The organism is Actinomadura sp. NPDC048032, assembly GCF_040653175.1.
Taxonomy (GTDB): Bacteria; Actinomycetota; Actinomycetes; order Streptosporangiales; family Streptosporangiaceae; genus Spirillospora; species Spirillospora verrucosospora.
On the sequence record NZ_JBEZJP010000250.1, the window covers coordinates 1 to 11,769 of the forward strand.

The window sequence follows — 11,769 nt, forward strand, 5'->3', positions numbered from 1 at the left end:
GGCGCAGGCGCGCGGGGCCGAGGCGTCCGGTGCGGACGGTCCCGGCGCCGACGAGGATCGCGCCGGCCAGGGCGCGCAGGGTCCGGAAGACGCGGAAGTCGGCGGCGCCGCCGAGGCCGTCGGTCCAGCCCTCGGCGTCGGTGACGGACCCGTCCGCGCTCATGACCATGCCGAGCCGCAGGCGCGGCAGGTCTCCGTAGACCTCGTAGGGATCGACGCCGGCGGCGGCGGGCTCGGGCAGCAGACGGCGCATGACCTGCACGTTATCGGACCCCCGGGGCGCCCTTTTGTCGGTGCGGGGGCGCAAGATGGGGGGATGGACCTGCCGATCAGCCCGCCGCTGCCGCCGATGCTGGCCAAGGCCGTCAAGACCATGCCCAAGGGCGACCTGCTGTACGAGCCGAAGTGGGACGGGTTCCGCTGCATCGTCTTCCGCGACGGCGACGAGGTGGAGCTGTCCAGCCGCGGCGAGAAGCCGCTCACCCGCTACTTCCCCGAACTGGTCGAGGCGGTGCGGCGCGAGCTGCCCGAGCGGTGCGTGGTGGACGGCGAGATCGTGCTGCCCCGGGGGACGCGCCTCGACTTCGACGCCCTCCAGCAGCGCATCCACCCGGCCGCCTCCCGGGTCAAGCTCCTGTCGGAGCAGACTCCGGCGTCGTTCGTGGCCTTCGACCTGCTCGCCCTCGGTGACGAGTCGCTGATGGAGGTGCCGCTCGGCGAGCGGCGGCAGCGGCTCGTCGACACCCTGGCCGGGGCGAAGGCGCCGATCCACGTCACGCCCGCGTCCGACTCCTACGAGCTGGCGCTGCGCTGGTTCGACGAGTTCGAGGGCGCCGGGCTGGACGGCGTCATCGCCAAACCGCGCGACACCCCGTACGAGCCCGACAAGCGCGTGCTGTTCAAGGTCAAGCACGAGCGGACGGCCGACTGCGTGGTGGCGGGCTTCCGCTGGCACAAGTCGGGGCCCATCGTGGGGTCGCTGCTGCTCGGGCTCTACAACACCGACGGCAATCTCCAGCACGTCGGCGTCGCGGCGTCGTTCACGATGAAGCGCCGCGCCGAACTGGTCGAGGAGTTGCAGCCCTACCGGCTGGAGGACCTGTCCCAGCACCCGTGGGCCGAGTGGGCCAGCCAGACGGAGGCGACCGTCGACCGCATGCCCGGGGCGATCTCCCGATGGACGGGCAAGAAGGACCTCAGCTGGGTCCCGCTGCGTCCGGAGCTGGTGGTCGAGGTGGCGTACGAGGCGATGGAGGGCGACCGGTTCCGGCACACCGCGCGGTTCCGGAACTGGCGCCCCGACCGGACGCCGGACTCCTGCACCTACGCCCAGCTGGAGGTGCCGGTGGCCTACGACCTCGACGACATCTTCGGCGGTCCGGCGACGAGCCCCCGCGTGGACCGCTGAGGGCTGACGCCCCGGCGCCGGGGACGGCCGGGACGCTGCGCGCGTCCCGGCCGTCCGGTCCTCAGGGCTGGGTCTCGTTCCGGACGGTCTGCCGGATCAGGTCCTGGTCCGGCTGCGCCGCCGCCTTCGCCGAGGCGTAGGGCCGCAGGTAGGCCTGGTTGACGCCGGGGACGCGGTCCTCGATGACGAACGTCGCCTTGGTGGAGATGTCGGCGCCCGGGGTCCGGACGGTCGGGAGCGTCTTGAAGTCGGCCCTCATCTCCTCCTTGTCGATCCTCGTCAGCACGTAGCCGCGCTGGTTGTTGTAGAAGCGCAGATGGGGGTTGATCTTGAGGTAGGGGTGGTCGGCGGGGTTGGAGTCCTTGCCGTCGCCGGTGCTGGTGATGGAGGTGCACACCAGTTCCGAGCCGACCGTCCTGGAGTCCGGGTCGTCGTAGTCGGCCTTCAGGTCGCTGGCCCAGTGGGCGTGGACGTCGCCGGTGAGCACGACGGGGTTGCGGACCCCGGCGTCCAGCCAGCCCTTGGTGATCCGGTCGCGGGAGGCGGCGTAGCCGTCCCAGGAGTCCATCGAGGTCTTCTTGACGGGCCCGGCGGTGTTGTCGCGCTGGGCGAAGAAGACCTGCTGGCCGAGGACGTCCCACCGGGCGGTGGAGCGGCGGAAGCCGTCGAGCAGCCACTTCTCCTGCTCGGCGCCGGTGATGGAGCGCTTGGGGTCGGTGGCGGCGGGGCAGTCCTTGTAGCCGTCGCCGCAGCCCTGGTCGTCGCGGAACTGGCGGGTGTCGAGCATGTGGAAGTTGGCCAGCCGGCCCCACCGCACCCGCCGGTAGACCTGCATGTCGGGGCCCGCGGGAACGGACCGCCGGCGCAGCGGCATGTTCTCGTAGTACGCCTTGAACGCGGCGGCGCGGCGGGCGCGGAAGTCGTCGTAGGAGGGCGTGTCGGAGCCTTCCTCGGGGACGTAGCCGGCCCAGTTGTTCTCGACCTCGTGGTCGTCGAACACGACGAGCCATGGGGCGGCCTGGTGCGCGGCCTGGAGGTCGCGGTCGGTCTTGTACTGGGCGTGCCGCAGGCGGTAGTCCGCCAGCCTGACCGTCTCGGGGCCCTCGTGGTCGCGGACGTTGCCGCCCGGGATCGTGTAGACGCCCTTCTTGTACTCGTACTGGTAGTCGCCGAGGTGCAGGACGAGGTCGGGATTCTCCTCGGCCAGCCGCCGGTACGCGGTGAAGTAGCCGTGCTCGAACTGCGAGCACGACACGAAGGCCATGGCGAGGGCGGGGCCGAAGGTGGCCGGGTGGGGGGCGGTGCGCGTCCGCCCGACCGGGGAGACGTGGCCGTCCACGCGGAACCGGTACCAGTAGTCGCGGCCGGGGCGCAGGCCGTTCAGCTCGACGTGGACGGAGTGGGCGGCGTCGGGGCGGGCGGCGGCGGTGCCGCGCCGGTCGATGCGGCGGAACCGGGAGTCGGAGGAGACCTCCCAGCGGACGGGGACGGTGCGGGCGGGCATGCCGCCGAGGCCGTCCTCGGCGTGCGGGTCCAGGGCCAGGCGGGTCCAGAGGACGAACCCGTCGGGTTCGGGGTCGCCGGAGGCGACGCCGAGGGTGAACGGGTCGGCGGGCAGGGCGCGGCCCCGGGGGGCCGCGTGGGCGGTGCCGGGTACGCCGGTCACGGCGACGGCGGTGAGGAGTCCGCTGGTGGCGAGCCCGCTGGAGGCGAGGAAGGCGCGCCGGTTCAGCGGGCGGGCGGAGTCGGCCATGGAGAGGTGACCTTTCGGAGGGGTCCGGCAGTGCTGCTCGCCGACAGCCTCACGAAGATCGATGTCCAGGGGGTTCCGCGCGGATGACGCCCGCCACAACACAGACGATCTTTTGGAGGGCGCTAGAAGATCACGCGGAGCGCGGAAAGGGTGCTAGACTGCTGAGTCGCAAATGCGCATACAGATACTCCACCCTATGAATAGGAGTGTAGCCGGGGCATGGGACATCGTCAAGCGGACACTGTCAACCCCGAACGGGATGAGAGGGCGGCGACGACCGCCGTGCGCGTCGAGCAGGACTACGTGTCCCGCGTGTACGCGCGGCTCGACGCCGAGCGCGACAGGACCGCGACCGCGCTGCGCGAGGGGCCGGCGGCGGGCGGCGGCGCCGCGTTCCAGGCGCGGGTCGAGAGCGCCATCGCCACGGACGAGGCGGCCCGGCGGCTGGTCCAGCTGAACGCCGTCGAGCACGGCCTGTGCTTCGGCCGCATCGACCACCGCGCCGACGCCGACGGCCCCGGCGACACCTTCTACATCGGCCGCATCGGCCTGCGCGACGAGGACCACGAGCCCCTCCTGATCGACTGGCGCGCCGCGGCGGCCCGGCCGTTCTACACCGCCACGCCGGGGGCGCCCGGCACGCTCGCCCGCCGCCGCCACCTCCACCTGCGCCACCGGGAGGTCGTCCGGCTGGACGACGAGGTGTTCGACCTGGACGGCCTGGACGAGTCCGAGCGCGGCGGCATCGTCGGCGAGGCGGCCCTGCTCTCCACCCTCCGCCGCGGCAGGACGGGCCGGATGAGCGACGTCGTCGCCACCATCCAGGAGGAGCAGGACCAGGTCATCCGCTCCGGCCTCCAAGGGGTCCTGGTCGTCCAGGGCGGGCCCGGCACGGGCAAGACGGTCGCCGCCCTGCACCGGGCCGCCTACCTGCTCTACACGCACCGCGACGTCCTGGAGCGGCGCGGCGTCCTCATCGTGGGCCCGAACGCCACGTTCCTGCGCTACATCGAGCAGGTGCTGCCCGGCCTGGGCGAGACGGACGTGGCGCTGGCCACGGTCGGCGAGCTGTACCCGGGGCTCAAGGCGACCGCCGCCGAGACGCCCGCGGCCGCCGTCCTCAAGGGCGACCTGCGGATGGCGGGCCTCGTGGAGGCCGCCGTCCGCGACCGGCAGCGCGTCCCGGCCGGAGGGCTGCGCGTCGAGGCCGACGGCCTCACGCTGGTGGTGGATGCCGACAAGTGCGAGCGGATCCGTGACCGCGCCCGCGCCCTGCGCGCCCCGCACAACCTCCAGCGCCGCCGCTTCGTCCACGACATGCTGGAGGCGCTCGCCTTCGACCGGGCCGAGCAGTTCGACCGCATCATGGACGAGCCCCTCGAGGAGATGGCGAAGTCCGGCGGGCTGCCCGGCTGGCTCCAGGAGCTGATCGACGAGGCCGAGGACGAGCCCCTCCTGGACGAGACGGACCTCCGCCTGGCCAAGGAGGCCCTCTGGCAGGACCCGGGCGTCCGGTCCGCTCTTGACGATCTGTGGCCCGACCTGACCCCCGAGCGGCTCCTCGGCGACCTCTACGGCTCCCCCGAGGCGGTGGCGCGCGTGGGCGCCGAGGCCGGCCTGTCCCCCGACGAGCGGGAGCTCCTGCACCGCCCGCCGGGCTCGCCGTGGACGGTCTCCGACGTCCCCCTGCTGGACGAGGCCGCCGAACTCCTCGGCAGGGACGACTCCGCCGACAAGGCCCGCGCGAGGGCCGCGCAGGCCAGGCTCGCCGAGGAGGAGCGCTACGCCCGCGAGGTCATGCAGACCACGGACGGCACCGAGATGATCCTGGCCAGCGACCTGATCTCCGCGAGCGAGCTGGCCGAGCGCCACCACGACGGCGGCCCGCGCCTCACCACCGCCCAGCGCGCCAAGGCCGACCGCGAATGGGCCTACGGCCACGTCATCGTGGACGAGGCGCAGGAGCTCTCGGAGATGGCGTGGCGGACCGTGATGCGGCGCGTCCCGACGCGCTCCCTCACGGTGGTCGGCGACATCGCCCAGACGGGCAGCGCGGCGGGCGCGGCCTCGTGGGGCCAGATGCTCGACCGCTACGTCCCGGGCCGGTGGCGCGAGCAGCGGCTCATGGTCAACTACCGCACCCCGGCCGCCATCATGAAGGTCGCCGCGGACGTCCTGGCCGCCGTCGCCCCGGACCAGACGCCGCCCGAACCCGTCCGCGACGACGGGCCGCCGCCCGCCGCGGTCGCGATGCCGGTCGACGAGCTGCCGTCCCTCGTGCGCTCGGAGCTCGTCCTCGTGACCGGCGGCGAGGACATCGGCGGCGCCTTCAAGGAGGGCCGCCTCGCCGTCATCACCTCGGCGGCGCGCCACGCCGGCGTGCTGCGGGCCCTCCCGGACGCCGCCGTCGGCGCCACCCCCGAGGCCCTCGACTCGCCCGTGGTCGTCCTCACCGCCGAGGAGGCCAAGGGCCTGGAGTTCGACTCGGTCGTCGTCGTCGACCCGGCCGGGATCCTCGCCGAGTCCGCCAAGGGCGGCCAGGACCTCTACGTCGCCCTCACCCGGGCCACGCGCCGCCTGACGGTCGTCCACGACGGCGACCTGCCGCCCCTGCTATCCGCCCTGGAGTAGGCCGGCCAGGGTCCGGTCGAGCTCGGCCCTGATGACGGCGCTCGCGGCCGCCGGATCCCGGGCGCGGACGGCCTCGACCAGGGCGGCGTGGGCCGCCCGGCCGTGGGCGTCGTCGGCCGCGCGGACGTCCACCAGGGCGGCGAGGTCGAGCAGGCCGTCGCGCAGGACGGGCACGAACCCGGCGTACAGGTCGGCGAGGACCGGGTTGTGCGCGGCGGCCACGACGGCGGTGTGCAGGGCGATGTCGGCGTCGATGAACGCCTCGACGCCGGGGCCGGCGCCTTCGCCGGCCAGGGCCGCGTCGCGGTCGGCGAGCGCCCGGTCGAGGGCGCCCAGGTCGTCCGGCGTGCGGCGCTCGGCGGCCAGCTCGGCGGCGCGGACCTCCAGCATGGCGCGGATCTCGTAGACGTCGGCGACCGAGGCGCGGCGGAGCCGGGCGGGCCAGTCCTCGGCCGGCTCGGTCGCGGTGACGAAGACGCCCGCGCCCTGCCGGGCCTGCACGAGACCGGCCCCGGCCAGGGCGCGCAGGGCCTCGCGGACGGTGGAGCGGCCCACGCCCAGCTCCCTGGCGAGGGTCGTCTCGCCGGGCAGCCGCGTCCCGACCGGCCAGGCCCCGGCGGCGATCTGGTCGCGCAGGCGCTGCGCGGCCTGCTCGACGAGCGGGCTGGGACGGAGCGGGCCGAGCGGCATCGGGAGTCCTCCGGGGACGGCGGCGGGCCTCCAGGGTAGGGCCACCTCAGCTTGTCTGAGGAGCTGAGGTGTGGTTGGCTGGCGGCGTGTCGTGGCAGGGCCTTCTTCTCGGTCGCCGCGGCGGGGCCTGATCCTGACCGGCACCCCGCCGCGGGGTCCGGTGCTGCCGGTCGTCCGGCGATCGAACGAGGAACAGGCCCATGACCTCCCCCAGCACGCCCACGCGCTTTCCCACCCTGCGCACCCCGTCCGGCCCGGTGGCGGACGGCGCGCCCTTCTGGAACCCCCAGCGCGGCAGCTCCATGCCGTTCCACCGGTACCGGTCCGTCCACGAGCGCGTGCCGTCGCCCGTGCCGGACGTCGAGCGGACCTGGCCGTCCAGGCGCGTCGAGAGCGCGCCCCTGTGGGTGCCCGTCGACCTGCGGGACGGCAACCAGGCGCTGGCCGAGCCCATGGACACCGCCCGCAAGCGCCGCATGTTCGACCTGCTCGTGGCGATGGGCTTCAAGGAGATCGAGGTCGGCTACCCCTCGGCCAGCCGGACCGACTTCGACTTCGTCCGGCACCTGGCCGAGACCGGCGTGCCCGACGACGTGACGCCCGTCGTGTTCACGCCCGCGCGCACGGAGCTGATCGAGCGGACGTTCGCCTCCGTCGCGGGGCTGCCGAGGGCCGTCGTCCACCTGTACACGGCGACGGGGCCGGTGTGGCGCGACGTCGTGCTCGGGTCCGGCCGGGACGGGGTGCGGCGGCTGGTCCTGGACGGGGCGGCCGACGTGGCGCGGCTCGCGGGGCCGGGCGTGCGGTTCGAGTTCTCCCCCGAGACCTTCAACGTCACCGAGCCCGACTACGCGCTGGAGGTGTGCGACGCGGTCACCGCGCTCTGGGACGCCTCCCCCGACCGGCCGGTGATCCTGAACCTGCCGGCCACGGTCGAGATCGCCACCCCGAACGTGTACGCCGACCAGATCGAGTACATGCACCGCAACCTGGCCAGGCGGGACGCGGTCATCCTGTCGGTCCACCCGCACAACGACCGCGGGACGGGCGTCGCGTGCGCCGAGCTGGCGCTGCTGGCCGGCGCGCAGCGGATCGAGGGCTGCCTCTTCGGCAACGGGGAGCGGACGGGCAACGTCGACCTGGTCACGCTGGCGCTGAACCTGCACGCGCAGGGCGTCGACCCGCGGATCGACTTCTCCGACATCGACGAGATCCGGCGGACGGTCGAGCACTGCAACCGGCTGCCCGTCCACGAGCGGCACCCGTACGGCGGCGACCTCGTGTACACGGCGTTCTCCGGCACCCACCAGGACGCGATCGCCAAGGGCATGGCGCGCCACGCGCGCCTCGCCGCGGAGCGGGGCGTGCCGCCGGAGCGGCTGCCGTGGGACGTGCCGTACCTGCCGGTCGACCCCGCCGACGTCGGGCGCGGGTACGAGGCGGTGATCCGGGTCAACAGCCAGTCCGGGAAGGGCGGCGTCTCCTACCTGCTGCGCACCGGGCACGGCCTCGACCTGCCGCGCCGCCTGCAGATCGAGTTCTCGCGCGTGGTGCAGCGGGCGACGGACGGCAGCGGCGAGGAGGTCACCGCGGACGAGCTGTGGGAGCTGTTCCGCGCCGAGTACCTGGACCGGCCGGGACCGGTCCAGGTGACCGGGTGGCGGACCTCCCCCACGGGTCCGGGGCGGCACGAGTTCACCGGCGTGGTCCGGGTCGACGGCGCCGGGCGCGAGCGCACCGGCACGGGCAACGGCCCGCTGGACGCCCTGACCGGCGCGCTGGCCTCCGCCGGGATCGAGGTGGAGGTCCTGCGGTACGCCGAGCACTCGGCCGGGACCGGGCGCGACGCCGCGGCCGTCGCCTACGCCGAGTGCCGCGTGGACGGCGTGACCCGCTGGGGCGCGGGACGCGACACGTCCGTGCTCACCGCGTCGGTGGAGGCCGTCCTGTCCGCGGTCAACCGCGCTAAGAGCGGCTAGACGACTTCAGGGACCGCCTCCACGACAGGCCGGTTCCGGGGATGCGCAGCGTCATGTGACGGCGCCCGTCCGCCGAGCGGGTGTAGCGGGCTCCGCGCGCTCCGACGCTGTGCCCGACGCCCTTCTTGGAGAAGTTGAGGCGGAACGGGCCCATCTTCAGTGATTTCCGATAGCTCCAACCCATGGGGCGGGGATGCCCGGCCGGTGCGCCGGGCATCCCCGCGCCCCTTTCCCGGACATCCGAAATCCGCAATAGGGACATTTTTGTCGGGGCAAGGGCAGGACGTGACCAAATCCGGGCGGTCTTCGTCGCGCACCGCCCTTTACCCGCGGCCCCCGGCCGGGGAGCCTGTGCCCGTCGGAGATCGTTTCCATAGACGGAGGTGCGGGTTGGCCAGGCGATCCCTGAGACGAACCCGGCGGACCATGACGGCGGCCGTGCTGACCGGCGCGGCGCTCGCCGCCGCGGGCGGCGGCGCCACGGCGCTGGCCGGGACGTCCCCCAAGATCGTGGTGAAGGACGGGGTCACCCAGCCCGTCTTCTCCTACAAGGACGCGATCCGCGAGCACGTCTACGTCGAGTCCGGCGTGGACAGCGACCGGGACGGCAAGAAGGACCGCGTCAACGTGGACATCATCCGGCCGAAGGAGACCGAGCACGGTCTGCGGGTGCCGGTGATCATGGATGAGAGCCCCTACTACGACAACGCGGGGCGCGGCAACGAGAGCGAGCGCAAGACCTACGACGCGAACGGGAACCCGGTGAAGTTCCCGCTCTACTACGACAACTACTTCGTCCCGCGCGGGTACGCGTTCCTCGCCGTGGACATGGTCGGCACGACCCGCTCCGACGGCTGCCCGGTCAGCGGCGGCCCGACCGACGTCCTCGGCGGCAAGGCCGTGGTCGACTGGCTCAACGGGCGCGCCCGCGCCTACCGGCCGGACGGCAGCCCCGTGAAGGCGACCTGGACGACCGGCCGCACCGGCATGATCGGCAAGTCCTACGACGGGACGCTCGCCAACGGCGTGGCGGCCACCGGCGTCGAGGGGCTGGAGACGATCGTCCCCATCTCGGCGATCAGCAGCTGGTACGACTACAGCCGGATGAACGGCGTGAAGTACACCGACGACGAGCAGCCGTGGCTCGCCGACTACGTCGACACCGACCCGCCCGCCAAGTGCGCGGCCGTCAACGCGGAACTGGACGAGGGCGAGGACGACGCGACCGGCAACTACAACGCCTACTGGAAGACCGCCGACTACCGGGACGGGACGATCGCGCGGGCCTCCCGCGTCCACGCGAGCGTCTTCGCCGCCCACGGCGTCAACGACCTGAACGTGAAGGACGACCACTTCGCCAAGTGGTGGAGCGCCCTCGCGCGGCGCGGCGTCCAGCGCAAGGTCTGGCTGTCGCAGCGCGGCCACGTCGACCCGTTCGACACCCGGCGGGACGCGTGGGTGGCGACCCTGCACCGGTGGTTCGACCACGAACTGCAGAAGGTGCCCAACGGCATCATGAGCGAGCCGCGCGCCGACATCGAGGTCGGACCGGACCAGTGGATCACCCAGCGGGACTGGCCGTCCCGCGACGCGCGCGGCGTCGTCCTGCGCCCCGGCGCGGACGGCTCCCTGGGCCTGAAGCCGGCTGCGGCGGGCGCGACCGCCTCCTTCACCGACGCCGCCGGCCCCGAGGGCGCGGGATACCCGGAGGAGGCGATGGTCGCCGATCCCACGGCGGCGCGGCCCTACCGGACGGCGTTCGTGTCGGCGCCCCTGCCGAAGACCGGCCGCCTGTCCGGCACCCCGGACGCCCGGCTGAGGATCAAGCTGGACAAGCCGACCGCGAACCTCACCGCGCTGCTCGTCGACTACGGCGAGGACACCCGCGTGAACTACCTCGGCGCGGGCTCCGGCATCCGGACCCTGACCACCGAGGACTGCCACGGTGAGAGCACGCCCGCCGACGACGCCTGCTACCGGCAGACAGAGGTCACAACGGTCACGTCACCGGTCAACGTCGTCGCCCGGGGATGGCTCGACGCCCAGAACCACCGGTCGCTGAGCCGGCCCGAGCCGCTGAGGTCCGGCCGCTACTACACCGTCTCCTGGCAGACGCTCAGCCAGGAGTACCTGCTGAAGAAGGGACACCGGCTGGCGCTCGTCCTCGCCGGGACGGACGCGGACTACAACTTCGACACGCCCACCGGCGCCCAGGTGACGGTCGACCTGCGCGGCAGCTCCGTCTCCGTCCCGGTCGTCGCGGCCGGGGAGGACGTGGAGACGCTGGTCGCCCCGCCGCGCAGCGCGACCACGTGGCGCGGCCCGTCCGAGGTCAGCCTGCCCGTCCAGGAGCGCAAGCTCTACTGATCCCCTGACACGCCGACCCCTGCCGTGAGGCCCGCCGCCACCGAGGCGGCGGGCCTCACGCCCGTCACAACGCGGCGCTCTCGCGGCGCCGAGCAGGTGAAGACGATCGGTCAGCCCTTCGCCGGAGGACGAAGCCGGTGGCCGGGCCCGTCAGATGCTCGGAGCCGTGCGGCGGAGATTCCCTAGTGGTTGTCGGTGTCCTTGCTGGGCTGGACGCGCTTGGGCTCCCCCGGCATCTTCGGGTAGTTCGGCGGGTACGGCATGTCGCCGAGGCCGTGGTCCTTCTCGTCGCGGTCGGCCATGTCGAGCAGGGCGTCGAGGGAGAAGGACGCGTCGTCGATCGCGGCGTGCAGGTCGCCCACCTCGGCGAAGCGGGCCGGCATCGTGGCGATGGTGAAGTCGTGCGGGTCGACGTCGGGAAGCTCGTCCCAGGTCACGGGCGCCGACACCGGCGCGTGCGGGGCCGGCCGGACGCTGTAGGCCGACGCGATCGTGCGGTCGCGCGCGTTCTGGTTGAAGTCGATGAAGACCTGCTCGCCCCGCTCCTCCTTCCACCACCGCGTGGTGACCTCGGCGGGGGCGCGGCGCTCCACCTCGCGGCCGAAGGCGAGGGCGGCCCGGCGGACCTCGGTGAACGTCCAGCGCGGCTCGATGCGGACGTAGATGTGCACGCCGCCCTTGCCGGACGTCTTGACGTACCCGGTGTAGCCCAGCTCCGACAGCAGGTCGCGGGCCGGGCCCAGCGCCACGCGGACGGCGTCGGAGAAGTCGGTGCCGGGCTGCGGGTCGAGGTCGATGCGCAGCTCGTCCGGATGGTCGACGTCGCCCTTGCGGACGGGCCACGGGTGGAAGGTCAGCGTCCCGAGATTGGCCGCCCAGGCGATCACGGCGACCTCGGTCGGGCAGACCTCGTCGGCGGAGCGGCCGCTGGGGAAGGCGAT

General features: G+C 73.4%; 9 protein-coding genes. 4 read left to right on the forward strand and 5 right to left on the reverse strand.

Going from position 1 to position 11,769, the window contains the following annotated elements; genetic code table 11:
• A partial coding sequence (locus AB0C69_RS27165; protein WP_360358045.1) for a dihydrofolate reductase family protein occupies positions 1 to 253 on the reverse strand: 253 nt, incomplete at its 3' end.
• 63 nt (positions 254 to 316) lie between these two features.
• Here AB0C69_RS27165 and AB0C69_RS27170 point away from each other — a divergent pair.
• Positions 317 to 1,408: an ATP-dependent DNA ligase gene (locus tag AB0C69_RS27170; protein ID WP_360358047.1), complete on the forward strand. Its 1,092-nt coding sequence runs from the start codon at positions 317 to 319 to the stop codon at positions 1,406 to 1,408.
• Positions 1,409 to 1,469: 61 nt separating this feature from the next.
• Here the strand turns inward: AB0C69_RS27170 and AB0C69_RS27175 are convergent, their stop codons facing one another.
• Positions 1,470 to 3,161, reverse strand: a complete 1,692-nt coding sequence (locus AB0C69_RS27175; protein WP_345177258.1) for an alkaline phosphatase D family protein — start codon at positions 3,159 to 3,161, stop codon at positions 1,470 to 1,472.
• 219 nt (positions 3,162 to 3,380) lie between these two features.
• Here AB0C69_RS27175 and AB0C69_RS27180 point away from each other — a divergent pair, with 219 nt between their 5' ends.
• The gene (locus tag AB0C69_RS27180; protein ID WP_360358049.1) at positions 3,381 to 5,792 is read left to right on the forward strand and encodes an ATP-binding domain-containing protein; all 2,412 of its coding nucleotides are present in this window, start codon (positions 3,381 to 3,383) and stop codon (positions 5,790 to 5,792) included.
• On the opposite strand, the gene AB0C69_RS27185 is transcribed toward AB0C69_RS27180, so the two are convergent.
• Positions 5,775 to 6,482: an FCD domain-containing protein gene (locus AB0C69_RS27185; RefSeq protein WP_345177263.1), complete on the reverse strand. Its 708-nt coding sequence runs from the start codon at positions 6,480 to 6,482 to the stop codon at positions 5,775 to 5,777. The genes AB0C69_RS27180 and AB0C69_RS27185 overlap by 18 nt on opposite strands.
• Positions 6,483 to 6,784: 302 nt before the next feature.
• Between AB0C69_RS27185 and leuA the strand changes: the two genes are divergently transcribed.
• Positions 6,785 to 8,461: a 2-isopropylmalate synthase gene (gene leuA / locus AB0C69_RS27190; RefSeq protein ID WP_360358056.1), complete on the forward strand. Its 1,677-nt coding sequence runs from the start codon at positions 6,785 to 6,787 to the stop codon at positions 8,459 to 8,461.
• Here leuA and AB0C69_RS27195 read toward each other — a convergent pair.
• The gene (locus AB0C69_RS27195) at positions 8,448 to 8,723 is read right to left on the reverse strand and encodes a DUF4236 domain-containing protein (RefSeq protein WP_353833890.1); all 276 of its coding nucleotides are present in this window, start codon (positions 8,721 to 8,723) and stop codon (positions 8,448 to 8,450) included. The two genes, leuA and AB0C69_RS27195, sit on opposite strands and share 14 nt — an antisense overlap.
• A 164-nt stretch (positions 8,724 to 8,887) precedes the next feature.
• Here AB0C69_RS27195 and AB0C69_RS27200 point away from each other — a divergent pair, with 164 nt between their 5' ends.
• A complete protein-coding gene (locus tag AB0C69_RS27200; protein WP_360358052.1) occupies positions 8,888 to 10,828 on the forward strand; it encodes a Xaa-Pro dipeptidyl-peptidase in 1,941 nt (646 codons plus the stop codon).
• Between the two features lie 182 nt (positions 10,829 to 11,010).
• Here the strand turns inward: AB0C69_RS27200 and AB0C69_RS27205 are convergent.
• A partial coding sequence (locus tag AB0C69_RS27205; protein ID WP_360358054.1) for a DNA primase small subunit domain-containing protein occupies positions 11,011 to 11,769 on the reverse strand: 759 nt, incomplete at its 5' end.